We start from the raw sequence: 20,130 nt of genomic DNA on the forward strand, positions 1-20,130 counted from the left end.
ATGCAAACAAAAGGCAGGCCAAAGAGAATCTAAAATATCTGCCCATAATAACTGTCAATCATTAGAAAGTGTGAAATGAATTTGGAATTATTTCCTTTTTACCATCGGAAATAAGCGAAGTCTTTGATTATAATTTCCTTCTACCGGTCTTGTATCGAAAGAGAGTGAAGTCTCATTTCTGTCAACCATATAGTATCCACTTGCATATCCTTTCCAACCAAAATTGGCATGAACATAGACATCGTGTGATTTTATCATTGCCTTTAGTTTTGTTGGGGTAGAACGCGTCCGTACCTGATAACCGTCTAAAATCCAGCAATGTCCCCCTTTCTTATTTCCAGAACTTCTTGTTTCGGAAGGCTCCTCATCTCCTGTTATCAACACAGGACAACCGCGGTCTAAAGATGCAATTATTATGGCCGCATCCATATCATATCCTTTATTTCTTTTTCCCAAATTAAAAGTTACTCCCATTGTTTCCAAATATTTATGACTATTAGTCATGGAGGCACCGCCTGTTCCATCCATATTCCATTCTGTTTTGATGCCGTATGCAACATGCTTGCAAAGCAGTGCGACTTGGTGTTGAATATCATCATCCGTTAAGGCATCTATGCCTGCGCGTTCTTTTATTAAATTCCAATCTAAAGTATGACCATATACAGAAGACATCGCCTCATAATGTGCAACAATCTGGGCAATAGCCGTCCCCACACATCCAACAACCTTTGGAATATCATTATTAATATATCCAAGTTCATTATTGTAAGGCCTATTTTGTCCCCATTCTGTACGCAACATGGGCTTAACTTCTTTTACCAAAATCCCCATTGTTGGTTCAGGTATCCATTGCCCACGAGTAAGAGGTGTTTGGACTACCTTTATTTTTTCTTTCACATCATGATATGTAATGTCATTTGTATGAAAAGCAGTTTTAAGTTTACATAATGTTTTATCATGAAGAGAGTCTCTAATAGCATTATAATAACGCAATTTACTCTTGATGGCATTTTCTGCTTCCCTTACCATCAAAGCAACACTTTTATTTTGTGTTGTATCCGCTAAATTACCTTTTTCAGCGAATGCAATAACTGTTGCAAACCTCTCATCCCCAGCAACAAGAGCAAACCCTTCTTTTTCTGATAATTTTAACTGATATATAGGGATGGAAGAAACTGTGTCTTCTACGCTTTTGGAAGAAATTCCACCAATATAGTACTTCTTTTCGATGATAGGGGATTGAGATATACTTCTTGTCGCTTGTTTCCCCGAAAAGTCTTTGACAAGAGTTATCGCTTGGTCCTCTGTTATTTCTTTTGGATGTTCAAACGCTATACTAATATACTCTTCTTGAGAAAGGTTTAAGAAACTGCTGTCTGTTGCTTCTTCAAAACTTTCTTGTGTAGTGCAGGAATACAAATTTATTAGCCCACAAGCAATAATTCCTAATACTGTAAATTTTCTCATTAATTCCATATTAAATTAGATTAGATAAGTTATTTTGCAAAGATAGGCAATTTTTATATTTAATACAATCCCCATTGTTGGGTATTTTACAACATTTCAAAGCATTTTGTACAAGTTTTGCCCTACGAATGTTTTGAGTTTTCCAAACATCTTACTATCTTTGCTCACATAAAGAGTTCTTTGCAAGCAAAACAAAGCAGAACATAGCAAAAGGAACGGTTGCCAAATCGTTACCCGAAAATCAACCAATCGCATGGAACACTCTTGTATAAAGGGTTGTCGCTTTCCTATCCAAAGTTACAAAAAAAAGTTCATAACCAACCCTTTTCTGTTGAAAAATAAACCTCTGACGTTACTATGCCATGTCTTTGGTTGAAGTAGGAATATGAGTGTACATGTAGTGAACCGGAATGCCATTACCGAATGTAAAACGTCGGAAGCACCGACCTTTTGGCGAAACATTTTGCATATATCATATTGTGTAAAGTCAATATTTTTACGCTTTTGTTTTGTTTTTATCTTTTTTTAAACTACCTTTGTAGCCCAAAGAAATAATTATAATAAAAACAAATAACGAGATGCAAAAAAAACTGAAACTTGCAGTGCTCGCCCTTTGCTATGCTCCTTTGGCATTTGCCCAGACCGAGGAGACGCAGGCGCAAAAGAACGCCGCCATGGACGAGTCTGCATTCACATTCACAGAGGCACAGTTGGGAGATAACGATGACATGTCGCAGAACGTGACAATCATCGGTTCTAACAACAATATGTATGCAGAACGTGTCGGCTTTCTTTTCTCACCCGTTCGCTTCCGTTATCGTTCGTTCAACCAAAAATATAACGATGTCCATATCAACGGAATGTTGATGAACGATATGGAGACGGGACAGTTCCGTTATTCGCTTGTGGGCGGACTTAACCAGATGACGCGTTACAGCGACAACGTACTTCCTTTCGAGAACGGAAGTTACAACATGTCGAACATGGGTGGTGGAGTGAACTACAATTTCCGTGCTGCCAACTTTGCCGCAGGTCATAGGATGGCATTGAGCGCGGCAAACCGCAACTACACCATGCGCGGTGTATATACGTACAGTTCCGGACTGATGAGCAACGGTTGGGCTGTTACCGCTAACCTCACCTATCGTTGGGCCGACCGTGGATATGTTGAGGGAACATTCTATAACTCTCTGTCATATTTCCTCGCAGTGGAGAAGATTCTTGGCAACCATCAGTTGTCGTTCGCCACATGGGGCAATCCTACGGAACGCTCCACACAGGGTGCTTCCACGGACGAGGCTTACTGGATGGCTAACAGCAACTACTACAACCCTTACTGGGGCTATCAGAACGGAGAGAAGCGCAATTCGCGCGTTGTGAACGACTACGCGCCGGCCGCCATCTTCACATGGGACTGGAAAATAAACGACGATATGAAACTCACAACGTCGATGTTCGGAAAATATTCTATGTATAAGAGCACGAAGCTGAACTATAACAACACCGATAACCCGCAACCGGACTATTGGAAAGTGATGCCAAGCAGCTTCTATAACGTTTTCGATGAGAACGATGAGCAGCATCGCACGCTGGAAGCATTGGGCAACTGGACAACGGCTTACAGTTTCTTCTCAGGCTCGAAGGCCAATCGTCAGATAAATTTCGACCAGTTGATTTATTCAAACAAACAGGCATCTGCCAATGGACATGATGCCATGTACTTCATTCAGGCAAAGCACAACGATGCTTTGACGCTATCACTCGCGTCGGCACTGAATGTCTCGGTGAACGAAAAGAGCAACTGGAATCTTGGCTTTATGCTCGGAACAAATAAGGGAAGCCATTATCAGACTATGGAAGACATGCTCGGAGCAAAGTCGTTCCATAACATCAATACATACGCTTTGGGTACTTATACAATGGATGACCCACGCTTGCAGTACGACCTTAACAACCCCAATGCTGTTGTGGGTGTGGGTGATAGGTTCGGATATGACTATGACATCCTCGTCAACAAGGGATACTTCTGGACCAACTACAGTACCAGCATGGGTCGTTGGCATGCCAATGTGTCGGCCAGAACAGGTGGCGTACTGATGCAGCGCGACGGTAAGATGCGCAATGGTATGGCACCGGAATTCTCGTATGGAAAGAGCAAAGCCGCTCGTTTCGGAGAACTTGGAGGTAAGGGAAGTCTGACCTATGATGCCGGTCGTGGCCATGTGTTTGCCCTCGGAGCAGGGTATGAATGGCGCGCGCCTATGGCATCAACGGCATTCGCAGCACCGGAAATAAGCAACGACTTCGTCAAAGGACTGAAGAACGAACGCATATTCAGCAGCGAGTTCTCATATCAGTATCACAATTCATGGCTGCATGTCAATCTGAATGGTTATTACAGTCGCCTTTCTAACGTTACGGAGTGGCAGAACTTCTACTTCGATGACATCAATTCGTTCTCTTATGTGTCACTGACAGGATTGGAAAAAGAGTACTACGGAGTGGAACTTGCAGCAAAACTTAAACTCACATCTACGCTCGATTTCAAAGTCTTGGGTAGCATAGGAGAGGGCAAGAACGTGAACGATGCACAGGTGAGATACATGAACTCGACCAAGGCAATATACACAAGAGAGACCGCATACGTCAAGAATATGCGCGAAGCAGGTACTCCGTTAACGGCATTGTCGGCCGGACTGAGTTACCACAACCGTGGTTGGTTCGTTGATTTGAACTGCAACTACTATGACCGTATCTATCTTGCATACTCTCCAAGTTACCGCTATGGCAGTACGTTGAACTACCGTCAGCAACTCGAAGGTAATGTGTTCGACAACCAAGGCCAACTGCGCGAAGAGGCTGTTGCACAGGCAAAGGGGCACGGTGGCTTTATGGTCGATGGCTCTGTCGGCAGAAACATTCGTCTGAAGAAGGGGCGCAGCATAAGCATCAACTTAATGGTTACGAACCTTTTGAACAACACTCGTATCGTTACAGGAGGCTACGAGCAGAGCAGAAGCGACTATACAGGAGCAACGTCAGACAACGTGAGAAGCCGTGTATATAAGTTCTCGCGCAACCCGAAGAAATATTATGCCTTCGGAACGAACGGTATGCTGAACCTGACATATAAATTCTAAAAACCGTAAAACGTAAGAAAATGAAAAAAATATCATATCTTTTGATTACCATGATATGCCTCGCAATGACGGCATGTATGGATGGTGACCATGCCGAACCGGACTTCAGCAACGGTGCGCCATACGGAAACAACGCCATCAAGGCAACAAATCTTATCACGATAAAGCAACTGAAGGATAAGTATAAGAAAGCCATGACCACCGATTATCGCGACGGAGCGTCGTTCGAAAAGGTGAAAGAGAAATTGCAGATACGTGGCTTCGTTACCGCGAACGATGTGTCTGGCAATATATATAATGAGGTGGCGATACAGGATGAGACCGGTGCCATACTCATTGAGATACAGCAAGGCGGACTGCATGGATATCTGCCGGTGGGCACGGAGATAATAGTCGAACTGCAAGGACTGTGTGTGGGCAACTACAGATTGCAACCGGTGGTGGGCATGCCGTCGAAAGTGACACAGGGAAACAATGCCGGTAAAGACCAGATCGGAAAGGTTACGCGTCGTGAATGGCAACAACATTTCCGCATAACGGGTAAGTCGCAGATTGTTGAGGCAGCCGAATTCGTAGAAGGAAAAAACATGAATAAATGGGACGCGGTGGAAGATGGCGGAAAACTCGGCGTGCTGAAGAACGTCAAATTCAAGGAAGGTTCTTATTATTCCGGTACCAATGTGGTGAAACTCAAACTCGATGAGAACTCCAAATTTGCCGATCCGGCGTTCAACACATCGGTATCTTGGTATTTTGAAGGCTTGCCAATGACAGGCTCTGCGAGCAATCCCGGCGTGATGCTTTACAATAGCGGTTTTGCCGATTTCGCTTCCAACAAACTGCCACTGTATAACGTTGATATCACAGGTATAATCAAGCGTTACAACAACTCTTGGGAAGTGATAATACGCGATCTTAACGACATCGTTCCATCAACGATAAAACCTTAAGGAGATAACAGATAAAATAAATACGAAAGAAATAAAAAATAAAACCATAATATGAAAAAAATTATCTATTCTGTGATAATGATCGCGATGGCGACATTCACAATGACAAGTTGCGAGGATGTGCCGGCACCATACGGTTTCCCGGAAGAAGACGGTGGAAAGGTGAATCCTCCATTGGTTGATCCTAAAGGAACAGGAACAGAAGCAGACCCATATAATGTTGCTGCGGCATTAAACTTGATAAAGGCAATGTCTCAGGATGACGTTACGGATGAAATTTTTGTTAAAGGTAAGATTTCTACCATAGACAAAGTGGATGTTAATTATGGCAACGCTGTGTACTATATCTCTGACGACGGTTCTTCTTCTAATCAGTTGCAGGTGTTCCGTGGCTTGTACCTCGGTGGTGCAAAGTTCACCCAAGAAGACCAAATAAAAGTGGGAGACGAGGTAATAGTGAAAGGTAAGTGCAAGAACTTCAAGGGCAATACACCGGAATTTGAGGCCGGAAGCATTATCACCTCACTTAACGGACAACTGCCTGAAAAACCGGGAAAGCCAAATACGAAGTTCGATCCGACAGGTAATGGTACGTTGGCTACCCCATACAACGTAGCCGCAGTGCTCCAGACATTCTACGAACTTGAGTCAGGACAGTCAAGCGAAGATTCTGTTTATGTAAAAGGTAAGATAGTTGGAACTCCTGCTATTGATACCGGAACTTACGGAAACGCAACATACGAAATAGCACAAGACGGCTCTGAAGGTGACGATAAACTGAAAATATTCCGCGGTCTAGACCTTGGAAAACAGAAATTCACCGATGCCGGCAAGATAAAAGAGGGCGACGAAGTGATTGTATATGGCAAGGTGACAATGTATAACGGAGCATTGCAGTTGGCACAAGGCAATTATCTCATTGCCATAAACGGCGGTCAAGGCTCCGGAATAAAGAGAACCGTAGAAGGAAACGTAATTACTATTGATGACACATCGCTTTCTGCAGCAGAAGGAGTGAGTGCAGTACTCGTCGATTTGAGTCAGCAAGGCTGGGCAGACAAGCAGGAAGAGGGTCTTAATATTAATAACGAAGAATATTCTATAGTATTTGCTAAGGGAGAGAGTGCTACTACTCCGAAATATTATGATGCCACAAAGGGCGTACGTATGTATGCTAAAAACCTCTTCACCATCACCGGAAAGGCTCACAAAATCAAGAAAATAGTATTGGAGTGTGAGACGGCCGGAGGTAATGTGTATGTGGGAAATAACGAGATGACCGTTAAAAATGAAGATAAGGTTATGACCGTTTGCAACGATTACTCTGCCAACAAAGGTGGCGTTCAGTTGAGAGTTAAAAAGATAACTATTACATTCGGCAAATAAAAAAGTCGGATAAATATTTGGCGGGCTGCGAAATTCTTAGTAATTTTGCAGCCCGTAACGTATAGTGACGTGAACAAAAAATTATTATAAACATAACATCAATTTAAAGAAATGAAAAAAGGTATTCACCCGGAAAACTATCGCCCCGTCGTATTCAAGGATATGTCCAACGGCGATATGTTCCTTTCAAAATCTACATGTAAGGCTAATGAGACAGTAGAATTTGAAGGAGAGACCTACCCTGTGGTAAAGTTGGAAATCTCAAACACTTCTCACCCGTTCTATACAGGTAAGAGTAAGCTTGTTGACACGGCCGGTCGCGTAGATCGCTTCATGAGTCGTTATGCAAAGAGCACTTCCAAGTAATAAGAATATATACCTTTATATATTTCAACAGGAAACAAGAACGCGTCAGAGTGTAGTTGCATATACACTCTAACGCGTTTTCTCTTTTATAAACCAAAAACATTTAATATTATGACCACGAAGAAAGTTTTTGCAATTATAGCCGCTACCGTTATCGCCCTGTCGAGTTGCGGTAGCGATGGAGATGAACCGACACAGGGTGGTGGAGGAAATACAGATAAAGCAAATTCGAACAAAAATGTCATTAAACCCGGAATCCCGGCAGAAGTGACAAGACTTGAATTCCCACGACTTCAGCAGAGCGGAAACAATTTTGTTGTGGTACACTCTACACAAGACTCCTATGGCGTAAACTACGCATTGGAATGGGACATTGATAAAAAGTCACAGCGTTGGTCATGCTACCAGATGCGGAAAGGCTATCAAGGCAGCGCAGGACGCTATGATACGAAGAAAAACGGCTATCCTTTCGACCCGGAATTGGCAAAGCACGGATATTATTTAGATTATGACTATTTCTATGGTTCGGGATTCGACCACGGGCATATCTGTCCTTCTGCCGACCGCCAATATTCCAAGGAAGCAAACTATCAGACATTCTTCCTATCAAACATGCAACCACAGTACAATCTCTTCAATGCCGGTATATGGCAAGTGCTTGAAAACAGGATACGCAAGGCGTGGACACCGACAAATACCACCGATGTGCTCTATGTTTGCAAAGGCGGTACCATTGACAGCGAGAATAACATACTGAAGCGTGTGAATGACAAATTGATAGTTCCCAAATATTTCTTCTGCGCTTTGCTGCTGAAGAACTCACTTGGGTATCGTGCCATTGGTTTCTGGATGGAGAACAAGAACGAAGACCGCAGTAGGGACAAACTAACGATGTATGTCAAGAGCATCGACGAATTGGAACGCCTTACCGGTATAGACTTTTTCTGCAATCTGCCGGATGCCGAAGAGAATAGCGTAGAAGGCAATTATGCCCTCAAGGCATGGGGATTGAACTAATCTCAGTAGTCCCTAAATATTTTCCGAAGCATATACGGCAAACCGATTTATGCGAAATTGTTTCCATAGACATATATTACCTCTGTGTGAACATCCGGCAATACATAACGATTATGCCATTTCATTGTTTCGCAACTGTGTGTAAAAACATGAAAGATTGTTGGTAATAATATAAAACTTAACAGAAAGTTACACATGAGATAACATCTTATCCTATTCAATATGCTTGTCACAAACAAGATGTTGTGTCGCGGACAACTAATGGTTTGCAATTATTCAACATGTAGAAATAAATCCTCTGCGATGATAATAAAACAGTTATGCACACGTTATATCATTTAAGGTACGGAAATCAACTACGTATTTATGGATAAAAATATACTCATTCTATTGCTGGCAACCATAATTCCATCAACTGCTTTGGCGCAGATTGGAAGTGGGAAACGGAAAACGGATGTTGCCCGAGGAATGGAATACAAGGTGGAGGCGCAAGGCTCGTTCTCGCGCAACATGACTCCGTTGTGGTTGAATGCCAACAAATACGGACTTAGCAGTTTGAAAAAGAACAACGGATATGTGCGTGCTGCCGTTGAAAGACCGCTACGCGTAGATTCCGGCAGACGTTGGGGCGTGGGCTATGGTGTTGATGTTGCCGCACCATTCAACTACAGGGAAAAGTTCATCGTACAGCAGGCATACGCCGAATTGCGATGGTTTAGCGGTGTGCTGACAGTGGGAAGCAAGCATCAGGAAATGCAACTTAAAGACAACTCGCTTTCAAGCGGTAGTCAGACTTTCGGCATAAATGCACGACCGGTGCCACAGGTAAGGTTGTCGTTACCCGAATATTGGACGATACCTCACACTCGCGAATGGCTTCATCTGAAAGGACATCTGGCTTATGGAAAATTCACTGATGATAATTGGCAGCACGACTTCACGCAACGAAAAAGCCGATACACCGACGATGTGCTATATCACAGTAAGGCCGGATATTTGAAAATAGGCAACGAAAATGCCTTTTTCCCACTATCGATAGAGGGCGGTTTGGAGATGGCATCACAGTTCGGAGGTACATGTTACAGACCCGGACCGGGCGGAACCATTGATGTTTTGAAAAACTCCACCGACTTTGGTGCGTTCTGGCATGCTTTCATTCCCGGAGGAGGAGATGCGGACGAAACGGTCTATCGTAATGACGAAGGGAACAATGTTGGTTCTTGGCTGTTGCGCATAAACTATGATTCCGATACGTGGAGGCTCGGAATCTATGCCGACAAATATTTCGAAGACCATTCCGGAATGTTCCAGTTGGATTATGACGGCTATGGAACAGGTGAAGAGTGGAACACGAAAAAGGATAGGAAATTCTTCGTTTATGATTTTAAGGACGCAATGCTTGGCATAGACTTGCATTATAAATACAGCAAATGGATTAATGCGGTGGTGCTGGAATATGTATATTCAAAATACCAGAGCGGCCCTGTCTATCATGACCGCACGCCATCTCTGAAAGACCATGTGAGCGGTCGTGACAACTTCTACAACCACCATATCTTTCCCGGATGGCAGCATTGGGGACAGGTAATGGGTAACCCGCTATATCAGTCGCCGATATATAATAACGATGGTACGGTGGAAGTGAAAAACAATCGCATAATGGCGTACCACTTTGGCGTGAGTGGTGAGCCTAACGAGAACCTCTACTATCGTCTTATGGCGACATACCAAGAAGGACTCGGAACCTACCATTCGCCATTCATCAAGCCTCGTCACAATGTCAGTGTGCTGGCCGAGGCAATGTATAAGTTCCGTGGGAAACTTAATGGCTGGATTGTAAAAGGAGCATTTGGTGCCGACATGGGCAGTATGTTGGGGCATAACTATGGTGTGCAGTTTACTATAAGCAAGGGAGGACTGATAAGATAGGAAATGATATGAAGAAAAGAAACATAATATACACACTTATATTGTCGGCACTTTTCTGTGCTTCGGCAATGTTCCAGAGTTGCACATTAGAGACCTCCGGCAACGGGAAACTTGATGGTTATTGGCATCTCATTGCAGTGGACACGATTGCCACAGGCGGCACTTGCGACCTGTCGCAGAAACGTTTGTTCTGGGGAGTGCAGGCAAAAATTATAAATATGAGTGACCGCGACAACAGGTCGTGTGATTTTCTGTTACGCTTTGAACATGTGAAAACCATACTACGAGTGTACTCTCCGTTGATAAACGACCGCAGTGCGGGAGATAAGCCGGTCGATAATGCAGAAGTCCTAAAACCTTTCGGCATTGAGGCACTTGAGCAGAGTTTTAAAATCGAGACGCTGAAGTCGAAGAGAATGACACTCGTCACAGACAAATTGAAACTTCATTTCTATAAAATGTAAAATCAGAAATATGAGAAAAATAGCAGTTGCCGGCACCGGGTATGTCGGTCTTTCGATAGCAACATTGCTCGCGCAGCACAATGATGTTACGGCAGTGGATGTGGTAAAGGAGAAGGTTGACATGGTAAACCGTCGTCAGTCGCCAATAGCAGACCTCGAACTTGAGGAATTTCTCTCGGAGAAAGAACTCCATCTGCATGCCACCCTCAATGCGGAAGAAGCCTACCGTGAGGCAGAGTATGTGGTAATAGCGACACCGACGAACTACGACTCACAGATGGATTTCTTTGATACGTCTGCTGTGGAGGCGGTAATAAAATTGGTGTTGAAGGTAAATCCGGATGCCATAATGGTGATAAAGAGCACCATTCCTGTGGGTTTCTGCGAGCATGTCCGTGAGAAATACAACTCTCAGAACATAATCTTTGCACCGGAGTTCCTACGTGAGAGCCGTGCTCTGTATGACAACCTTTACCCCTCGCGCATCATTGTGGGTACGGTGATTGACGATGAAAGGCTTGTCGGTGTGGCGCATGACTTTGCTTCGTTGCTGAAGGAAGGTTCGAGGAAGCCCGATGTGGAAACGCTTTTCATGGGACTTACGGAGGCTGAGGCCGTTAAACTCTTTGCCAATACATATCTTGCTTTGCGCGTGAGTTATTTCAATGAACTTGATACCTACGCCGAGATGAAAGGCCTCGACACTTACTCTATAATAAAAGGAGTGTGCCTCGACCCGCGAATCGGTGACCAATATAATAATCCATCGTTCGGTTATGGCGGTTACTGTCTTCCGAAAGACACAAAACAACTGCTTGCAAACTATCGCGACGTGCCCGAAAACCTTATTGAGGCAATTGTCGAGAGCAACCGCACGCGTAAGGATTTCATTGCCGACCGTGTGCTTAAGAAGGCCGGATACTACGACTATTACAATCGTGGCGACTACAGTCCGAATGAAGAACGCTCGGTGGTGGTGGGAGTATATCGCCTTACGATGAAGAGTAATTCTGACAATTTCCGACAGTCGAGTATTCAAGGAGTGATGAAACGTATCAAGGCAAAGGGCGCGCAGGTAGTTATCTATGAGCCGACACTTGAAGACGGTAGCACGTTCTTTGGTAGTAAGGTTGTCAACGACCTTGCGAAATTCAAGCAGATGAGCAATGCCATTATTGCCAACCGTTATGACACATCGCTCGATGATGTTCGTAAGAAAGTATATACTCGCGACATTTTCATGCGCGACTGACATTATTCTCAATCGTTCATTATAACCCATTTGCTTAGATTTTGTTATTACCGGCATGCTTCCTTACTGCTTTAGTATGCTTGCCGACATCTTCTCTGCCATTACATCTCGCCGTAGTTCGCTACGTCTTTAATGAAACGTCAGCACATCTGATTGACAATCGAACAAAATCAGTTAAGGACTCTAATTACAGATTTGAGATTCACGTAACTACATTTAGGGCATAAAGAAGAGTCCCCCAAAAAGTTCTTGCAATACTTTTTGGGGGATTGATGATTTTATACAGATTTTGTTTTTGCTTTCGCTTCTTTTCGTAGAACTACTCTGTTATGCGCTCCGGAACCTTTACGAATTTTCCCTTGCTACCGAATTTTGTTTTTTCACTGCCGGTATTGTTCTTGTTCCCCGGCATCATTTTCGGTGAGGAATATCTCGGGGCGTAGTTGTAAAAGTAACTATCCCAATTGAAATAATTTATCGCAAAGAGTTTGAACATTATGTCCTTTTTTGTTCCGTCGTCCATATAGCCGGAGAAATAGTTGTCGGTCAAGGTGTATTCGTAGATATATACCGGTGCGAAACCTGTGTCGGCATATCTCAACTCGATAACTCCTTTGTCAACTCTCCATTCGAACTCGCTGTACCAATAACTTCCGTATGGGTCGCGGATGTCGTAATCTACCTCCCTGCCTCTGCCTCTCGTCAGCCTGAAATCGTCGCTATCGAACTGGATTACCGTGTGATAATCGTCACCTGTCAGTCCCCAACGATCTTCGTAGTATGTGCTTATTCTGCCTTCCCAAATCTTTGAATCCGATCCGGTAAGTTCGCCAGAGATGTAAACATCCTCACAAGAGGTAAGTGTCATAACCGTCATTGCCATAATTGCCATTGCAATCGTTGAAGTAATCTTTTTCATAATTCTATGTGTTTAATTGTTTCTTTGCTGCAAAGATAGCAGTTTTAAAATAACCAATAGAGGTGATTTTCCCGAAAAGTGAGTAGGAATATCCATAATTGGAGGGGGGAATCCCTATTCATTAACTCCTTAAAAAAACTAAAACTGATAAGGAAATTCATCTGTTGCTGTTTTTTTTCTTATCTTTGCAATGTAATTCTATCGCAATAAATTACATATAATAAAAATGAAAACAGTTTATGATTTCTCTGTCAAAGACAGAAAGGGTGGCATGGTATCATTGAAAGAATATGCCAACGAGGTGTTATTGATTGTCAACACAGCAACAAAGTGCGGATTCACATCGCAATACGAAGGACTGGAAAAACTATATGAGAAGTATCATGGGGAAGGGTTTGAAATCCTTGATTTCCCATGCAACCAGTTCGGACAGCAGGCTCCGGGCACGGATGAGAGCATACACAGTTTCTGTAAACTCACATACGGAACAGAATTCCCACGCTTCAAGAAGGTGAAAGTGAATGGGGAAGATGCCGATCCGCTATACAAATTCCTTAAAGAACAGAAAGGTTTTGCCGGTTGGGATATGTCGCACCCCATAGCAACGGTGCTTGACAAGATGCTCAGTGAGGCCGACCCGGATTATAAGGAGAAGTCAGACATCAAATGGAATTTCACCAAATTCCTTATCAACAAGAAGGGACAGGTGGTTGCACGCTTCGAACCGACAGAGAAAATTGAGAACATAGAAAAACATATTATAGAACTATTATAAAAATTCAAACCGCTCCTTTGTGTTCCGTAAAGGATGACAGAGGCGCGGTTATTTGCTTATGAAACATACAAAATGTTTAATCGTGGGTAGCGGTCCGGCAGGATATACCGCTGCCGTTTATGCAGGCAGGGCCAATCTTAACCCTGTTGTGGTTTGTGGAATGCAGATGGGTGGACAACTCACGCAGACCACTATAGTGGAGAATTTTCCGGGTTATCCCGACGGAGTGGATGCTAACCAGATGATGATGGAGATGCAGCAGCAGGCTGAACGCTTCGGAGCAGAAATGGTTGCGGGCACTGTGACCGATGTTGATTTCAGCAACAAACCGGCAGTCGTAACCCTCGATGACGGTGAGAAGATAGAAGCCGACACAGTGATTATTGCCACCGGCGCATCGGCCAAATATCTTGGCATGCCCGATGAGGATAAATATAACGGACGCGGAGTATCGGCTTGTGCCACATGCGACGGTTTTTTCTATCGCAAAAAGGTGACGGCCGTAGTAGGCGGAGGCGACACGGCATGTGAGGATGCACTCTATCTTTCACAACTTTGCAGCAAGGTTTATCTCGTTGTACGCAAGCCTTTCCTTCGTGCTTCGAAGATTATGCAGGAGCGTGTCATGGCTGCCGAGAACATCGAAATACTCTTCGAGCACAACGCTACCGGACTTTATGGTGAGAACGGAGTGGAGGGAATGCACGTGGTGAAACGCAAAGGAGAGGCCGATGAGCAACATTATGATGTGGCTATCGATGGTTTCTTCCTCGCAATCGGTCACAAGCCGAATAGCGATGTGTTCCGTAAGTGGGTTGATACCGATGAGATAGGATATATCCGCACCATAGGGAACACACAGCAGACACGCACTCCCGGCCTTTTCGTTGCCGGTGACGTATGCGACCCGACATATCGTCAGGCCGTCGTTGCTGCCGGTACAGGATGCAAGGCAGCGCTCGAAGCAGAACGCTACTTGCAAACAATCTGACGGCAGGATATTGTTGTTTCGCGACTTTTTGATTATCTTTGCAAGTCGAAAGAACAACATACAGTGAAATGAAAGCACGCATCATTGCATTATACTTGCCGCAATTCCACCCCATACCGGAGAACGACCTCTGGTGGGGACGTGGTTTTACGGAGTGGACTAACGTGGCTAAGGCCAAGCCTTTGTTCCGTGGACACCGACAACCACGCATACCCGCCGACCTTGGTTTCTACGACCTGCGACTTCCGGAGACCCGAGAGCAGCAGGCTGTGTTGGCAAGGGAGGCCGGGGTAGAGGGCTTCTGCTACTATCATTACTGGTTCGGCGGGGGGAAACAACTCCTCGAACGACCGTTCAATGAGGTTGTTGAAAGTGGCAAACCCGACTTCCCGTTCTGCATCTGCTGGGCAAACCATACATGGAGCAACAAGACATGGCGGCGAACTTCGGCGATGCAGCACGACGGATTGCTCGTTGAGCAGACCTATCCGGGGCGCGATGACCATGTGGCTCATTTCATGTCGTTGCTCAAAGCCTTCCGAGACAAGCGATATATCACCGTTGACGGAAAGTTGCTCTTCGCGATATACGACCCGTTGGGATTTCCTGATGTCGGAGACTTTATCGGGTTGTGGCAGCAGTTAGCCGCAGAGCACGGTCTGCCCGGGTTCTATTTCGTGGGCATGTCGCCCTCCACGCTGTCGTTCAAGATTGCTGCCGATGGGAAACATAAGCCCGCACTGCCAAATCTACGCAGCAGTGCCGACATATATAATAATGTGTTGTCGCTGGGTTTTGATGCCGTTAACTCGTATGGGAAAAGGCGAGGCGAGATGCTGTATGAGGGAAAGTGGAGGAACATTGCAAAGACAGTGATGCGCAGAATGGGTCTTAACGTGGGCAGCCGTTGCTACGACTATGAACGGACGGTGGCAAATTTCTTTGCTCCGGAGGATGTCTGGGAAAATGTTTTCCCGACAATACTGCCACAATGGGATCGCTCACCGCGCGTTTCTTCTGCCGATGGGGTATATGTTAACGTCACTCCGGAGAAGTTCGAGCAACATATACGCAACGCTATCCGCATCGTAAGCCGCAAAGAAGAGCAACATCGCATCATCTTCCTAAAGTCGTGGAACGAATGGGGAGAAGGCAATTATGTTGAGCCTGACGAGGAATTCGGGCACGGTTTGCTGCATGCGCTGCGCGATGCACAGAAGTAATACCTCATCAATGAATGTTATGAAGTCATCATAAGCATAAAGATTATGATGACTGATTATGACAACAGTTTAGCCATAGATGATGTGTTTTTGAGGAAACTCATAACAAACAGTAAGTTAACAATGAAGAAATACGATTTCTTTTATATAGACCCGCAGTCATATAGCAATCTGTCTGTTTACGATTACAACCTTCTAAGCCATTTCGATAAGCAAAACTTACTGTACCTACACAGTAAAAAGTATGATTATAAGAGCATTGAAGGTTGGAATGAGAAGTCTGTTTTTACATATAACTCTATTGCTAACAACAATCTCAAAGCCATTAGTTATGTGTGGTCTTACATACGTATTTTCTTCTTGATTGCGTTATACAAGCCAAAGGTGGTACACGTGCAATGGTTCAAGTTGCCAAGTCTTGACCTCCTTTTTGTTAAACTTACAAAGAAGTTATTCGGCACACAGTATGTATTTACGGCCCATAATGTGCTGCCTCATAACACCGGTAACCGCCACGTAAACATCTATAAAAAACTATATCACACAGTAAACCGCATCATAGTACATACGCCGGCCACTGTAAAAGAGATTATCTCCATGTTTGATATTTCGGAAAATAAAATAACCGTTATCCCTCACGGTATAATACAATTGGATATAGACGAACAAATTTACAGGCAATCTCTCAGCAAGTGGAGCGAGAAATACAACACTGACGGCAAAATCGTATTCTCTTCTTTAGGAGAACAGAGTCGGTACAAAGGTATCGACCTGCTGGCAGAAGTGTGGGCACAGACTCCCGAACTGTGTCAGAACGATAATCTGCGCTTGCTCATCATCGGTAAACAAGTCAATATTGACCTGTCTGTTTTGTCTGCTTGCAACAACGTCATTGTAGAGAATAGCAGGATTTCTAATGAGGAATTTTACTATCTGCTCAAACATACAGATGTATATGTGCTGCCCTATCGCAAGATTTCTCAAAGCGGTGCATTGCTAACAGCATTGTCAACTCGTACTCCCATTGCCGCAACTAATGTTGGTGGTTTATGCGATCCTCTGAAAGTTGCACCTGTAGGTTGGGAGATTTCGGGCACCACTTTTAAGGATATTCAGCAACAACTCATCAATATCAGTATGTCACCGGATAAGATTTTCGCCATTAAAAACAATCACGCCGATTGGGAGAAAATCAATGATTATTATGCGTGGCATCACATAAGTCGGACTACCATGAAACTGTATCAATCCATGTGCGACACGTGATATTATAGTATTGACAGAATTTGATAAAACTCGAAACACGAAGCAAGGAACAAAGATAGGGGTATATATACTCGGTTAAGTAGCACCATGCACTGCAAGACATATCTTACATGTCAATAAAACATGTAATACTCATAGTGTATAGGAAATAAAAAAATGGTTTTGACTATTCAATATCGTGGCATTTCGTGTCACGATGTTTGACATAAAATGTTTTTTTAAAGCCATTGCCGAACACATTGACCAATGTCCAGAACGTTGCAAGTAACGGGTTCATTTCCTCTGCTACGCGGAAAAGCGGATAATGTGACCATATCCTCTTCAGAATAGATTTCGGAGTTATGCTGTTATTACGCCTGCGGTAGCAGGCAAGGTTCTCTTTAAGGAGGTAACAAGGAGACTTACGTACTATTTTCAGCCATATCGCCGTATCATTATTCCTTGCAATTTCTTTTATTTGCACAAGTCCTATACAGTCCTTATCATACATTACTGTAAGGCATCCCGGCCAGCAACATGCGAGCATTGCCATTCTGTTCACGCGACTTATACCACTGACATATACGCCGTTTTTTTGTCCGTCTTCATTTATCTCGTTGTATTCGTGGTAACTGAAGGCATGATTATTCTCAACCATAAACCTTAGTTGATGTTCAAGTTTCGACGGCAACCACAAGTCGTCAGCATCCAAGAATGCGACCCACCTGCCACTTGCACGGCATATCGCCTTGTTGCGAGTTGCTGCTGCTCCAATATTTTTCTCATTGCAATCATATTTTATGCGTGCGTCTGACAACGCATATCGTTTTACTATGTTTGCGGTATTGTCTGTAGAAAAATCATCTTGTACCAGCAACTCCCAGTTTACATAGGTCTGTGCGAGGACACTTTTTATAGTGTCTTCTATGAAATTACCACATTCCCATGTTGGGGTGATGATTGATACTAATCCATAGTCATTCATTCTTGCCGTGTTCTTTTTATAGACGTCGTTCTTTTCGATGTGCAAATATAGACAATATTTCGTAAAAAATTGTATGTTACAATAAAAAGTTTCGTATGCCGGCGGGAATGTTTGACATAAATAAAAACAATAATAACGAAGCAATAAATAAGGGTTTAGTGTGTTATTTAAATAGATAATGTTTTTAAGAAAGATTAAAAAAATAATGAAAATACCATTCTCACCACCGGATATTACAGAACAGGAAGCCAACGAAGTGCGCGATGCGCTGCTATCCGGATGGATAACAACAGGGCCACGTACCAAACAACTCGAGCGTGAGATTGCAAACTACTGCGATGTTGACAAGGCCGTGTGTCTTAACTCGGCTACTGCATGTCTTGAGTCTATATTGCGGGTACTTGGCATTGGTGAGGGCGATGAGGTGATTACTTCAGCCTATACATATACCGCCTCGGCAAGTGTTGTGTGTCATGTTGGTGCAAAACTTGTGTTGGTGGACACCATGCCGGGCTCTTTTGAGTTGGATTACGATAAGGTAGCAGAGGCGATAAACGAACGAACCAAGGCCGTTATTCCGGTTGATCTCGGAGGTGTACCGTGCGACTATGACAGACTTCTCTTTGCGGTTGACAGCAAGAAACACCTGTTCTCGGCGTGTAACGAAATACAGGAGGCAATTGGTCGTGTTGTGATAGTTGCAGATGCAGCACATGCGTTTGGTGCCACATGGCATGGTAGGAAGATTGGTTCTGTGGCAGATTTTACGTCTTTTAGTTTCCACGCTGTGAAGAACTTTACCACGGCAGAAGGCGGAGCATTGACATGGAGGAATGTGGAAGGAATAGATAATGATGCATTATACCATGAGTTCCAACTACTTTCGCTTCATGGACAGAGCAAAGACGCTTTGGCAAAAACACAACTCGGGGCATGGGAATATGACATAGTTTATCCGGCATACAAGTGTAATATGACCGATATAATGGCGGCAATAGGATTGGTGCAGATGAAACGCTATCCCGCTATGCTGCTACGTCGCCGCCAACTGATAAGTAGATATGATGAAGTCATGGCAGAATGTAATGTGTCAGTGCTTGATCATTACAACGATTCTCACCAATCGTCAGGACATCTTTACCTCGCACGGCTTTCCGGCAAAGACTCTTCTTTTAGAAATTCTGTGATAACCGAAATGGCAAATCGTGGTATTGCATGTAACGTTCACTACAAACCGCTGCCTATGATGACGGCATATAAAGCACTTGGTTTTAATATCAACGATTACCCCAATGCCTATCGGCAGTTCGAGAACGAGGTGACACTGCCATTGCACACTCTTCTTACCGATGAACAGGTTGAATTCATGCTCAACAACTTCAAAGACATTGTATGCCTATGATACGCTTATTCGACATCCTCTTCTCGACAATAGGACTATTGCTTCTATCCCCACTCTTTCTCGTCATATATATAATAATTATTATTGAGAGCAAGGGCGGTGGTTTCTATAGCCAGACAAGGATAGGGAAGAACGGCATTCCATTCGCCATATACAAGTTCCGTTCGATGAGGACTGATGCTGATAAGCATGGACTTATTACTGTGGGAGGGCGTGATCCAAGAATAACACGTATAGGATATTACATACGCAAGTATAAGATTGACGAACTACCACAACTATGGAATGTTCTTGTTGGTGATATGAGTCTTGTGGGACCACGTCCGGAGGTGCAGAAATATGTTGATCTATACACAGAGGAGCAGCGCAAGGTTCTGAGTGTCAGACCGGGTATTACAGACTATGCCTCTATCGAATATGTTGATGAGAACATCTTACTTGCTAAGTCAGACGATCCGGACAGGACGTATGTCGAGGTTGTAATGCCGGCAAAGATTGTACTTAACATGAAGTATATCAACAACAAATCACTGAAAGAATACTTCAAAATAATATTCCTTACATTGGCTAAAATTGTAGGGTAAAACATAATAAAACAGTCGTTCCTTAATATATATAC

Annotated in this window: 17 protein-coding genes; 14 read left to right on the forward strand and 3 right to left on the reverse strand. The window is 43.8% G+C overall.

Translation table 11 applies throughout. The features are described 5' to 3' along the window. Positions 1 to 87: 87 nt before the first annotated feature. Positions 88 to 1,476, reverse strand: coding sequence for a C10 family peptidase (locus tag EHV08_RS00825; protein ID WP_006948820.1), 1,389 nt, complete (start codon positions 1,474 to 1,476; stop codon positions 88 to 90). A gap of 569 nt (positions 1,477 to 2,045) precedes the next feature. On the opposite strand from EHV08_RS00825, the gene EHV08_RS00830 reads away from it, so the two are divergent. The 8 genes from EHV08_RS00830 to EHV08_RS00865 all read left to right on the forward strand — a co-directional run bounded on the left by EHV08_RS00830 (position 2,046) and on the right by EHV08_RS00865 (position 11,971). Continuing rightward, positions 2,046 to 4,607, forward strand: coding sequence for a TonB-dependent receptor (locus tag EHV08_RS00830; RefSeq protein WP_126677552.1), 2,562 nt, complete (start codon positions 2,046 to 2,048; stop codon positions 4,605 to 4,607). A 20-nt stretch (positions 4,608 to 4,627) separates the two neighbouring features. After that, complete coding sequence (locus tag EHV08_RS00835) at positions 4,628 to 5,557, forward strand: DUF5689 domain-containing protein (protein ID WP_126677553.1); 930 nt, start codon at positions 4,628 to 4,630, stop codon at positions 5,555 to 5,557. A gap of 51 nt (positions 5,558 to 5,608) precedes the next feature. Further along, positions 5,609 to 6,943 (forward strand): hypothetical protein, encoded by a 1,335-nt coding sequence (locus EHV08_RS00840; RefSeq protein WP_126677554.1) that lies wholly within the window; start codon positions 5,609 to 5,611, stop codon positions 6,941 to 6,943. 111 nt (positions 6,944 to 7,054) lie between these two features. Then, a complete protein-coding gene (locus EHV08_RS00845) occupies positions 7,055 to 7,309 on the forward strand; it encodes a type B 50S ribosomal protein L31 (protein WP_126677555.1) in 255 nt (84 codons plus the stop codon). Positions 7,310 to 7,420: 111 nt separating this feature from the next. Beyond that, a complete protein-coding gene (locus EHV08_RS00850; protein ID WP_126677556.1) occupies positions 7,421 to 8,326 on the forward strand; it encodes a DNA/RNA non-specific endonuclease in 906 nt (301 codons plus the stop codon). A 366-nt stretch (positions 8,327 to 8,692) separates the two neighbouring features. Then, positions 8,693 to 10,255, forward strand: coding sequence for a capsule assembly Wzi family protein (locus EHV08_RS00855; RefSeq protein WP_126677557.1), 1,563 nt, complete (start codon positions 8,693 to 8,695; stop codon positions 10,253 to 10,255). A gap of 8 nt (positions 10,256 to 10,263) precedes the next feature. Next, a complete protein-coding gene (locus EHV08_RS00860; RefSeq protein WP_126677558.1) occupies positions 10,264 to 10,719 on the forward strand; it encodes a lipocalin-like domain-containing protein in 456 nt (151 codons plus the stop codon). A 10-nt stretch (positions 10,720 to 10,729) separates the two neighbouring features. Beyond that, positions 10,730 to 11,971 (forward strand): nucleotide sugar dehydrogenase, encoded by a 1,242-nt coding sequence (locus EHV08_RS00865; RefSeq protein WP_203227032.1) that lies wholly within the window; start codon positions 10,730 to 10,732, stop codon positions 11,969 to 11,971. Positions 11,972 to 12,290: 319 nt separating this feature from the next. On the opposite strand, the gene EHV08_RS00870 is transcribed toward EHV08_RS00865, so the two are convergent. Further along, the gene (locus EHV08_RS00870) at positions 12,291 to 12,890 is read right to left on the reverse strand and encodes a hypothetical protein (RefSeq protein ID WP_126677560.1); all 600 of its coding nucleotides are present in this window, start codon (positions 12,888 to 12,890) and stop codon (positions 12,291 to 12,293) included. Between the two features lie 226 nt (positions 12,891 to 13,116). Between EHV08_RS00870 and EHV08_RS00875 the strand changes: the two genes are divergently transcribed. The 4 genes from EHV08_RS00875 to EHV08_RS00890 all read left to right on the forward strand — a co-directional run bounded on the left by EHV08_RS00875 (position 13,117) and on the right by EHV08_RS00890 (position 17,145). Further along, positions 13,117 to 13,665 (forward strand): glutathione peroxidase, encoded by a 549-nt coding sequence (locus EHV08_RS00875; RefSeq protein WP_126677561.1) that lies wholly within the window; start codon positions 13,117 to 13,119, stop codon positions 13,663 to 13,665. Positions 13,666 to 13,723: 58 nt separating this feature from the next. After that, positions 13,724 to 14,656: a thioredoxin-disulfide reductase gene (gene trxB, locus EHV08_RS00880; RefSeq protein ID WP_126677562.1), complete on the forward strand. Its 933-nt coding sequence runs from the start codon at positions 13,724 to 13,726 to the stop codon at positions 14,654 to 14,656. Positions 14,657 to 14,724: 68 nt separating this feature from the next. Next, positions 14,725 to 15,879, forward strand: coding sequence for a glycosyltransferase WbsX family protein (locus EHV08_RS00885; protein WP_126677563.1), 1,155 nt, complete (start codon positions 14,725 to 14,727; stop codon positions 15,877 to 15,879). 45 nt (positions 15,880 to 15,924) lie between these two features. After that, a complete protein-coding gene (locus tag EHV08_RS00890; protein ID WP_126677564.1) occupies positions 15,925 to 17,145 on the forward strand; it encodes a glycosyltransferase in 1,221 nt (406 codons plus the stop codon). Positions 17,146 to 17,311: 166 nt separating this feature from the next. Here EHV08_RS00890 and EHV08_RS00895 read toward each other — a convergent pair whose 3' ends face one another. Next, complete coding sequence (locus EHV08_RS00895; protein WP_126677565.1) at positions 17,312 to 18,109, reverse strand: glycosyltransferase family 2 protein; 798 nt, start codon at positions 18,107 to 18,109, stop codon at positions 17,312 to 17,314. A gap of 202 nt (positions 18,110 to 18,311) precedes the next feature. On the opposite strand from EHV08_RS00895, the gene EHV08_RS00900 reads away from it, so the two are divergent. Together EHV08_RS00900 and EHV08_RS00905 are read left to right on the forward strand one after the other, a co-directional pair. Continuing rightward, a complete protein-coding gene (locus EHV08_RS00900; RefSeq protein ID WP_203227071.1) occupies positions 18,312 to 19,511 on the forward strand; it encodes a DegT/DnrJ/EryC1/StrS family aminotransferase in 1,200 nt (399 codons plus the stop codon). Then, a complete protein-coding gene (locus EHV08_RS00905; protein ID WP_126677567.1) occupies positions 19,508 to 20,095 on the forward strand; it encodes a sugar transferase in 588 nt (195 codons plus the stop codon). The genes EHV08_RS00900 and EHV08_RS00905 overlap by 4 nt, the downstream gene beginning before the upstream one ends. The last annotated feature ends 35 nt before the right edge of the window (positions 20,096 to 20,130 follow it).

It is taken from the genome of Prevotella koreensis, from assembly GCF_003977605.1.
GTDB classification, from domain to species: Bacteria; Bacteroidota; Bacteroidia; order Bacteroidales; family Bacteroidaceae; genus Prevotella; species Prevotella koreensis.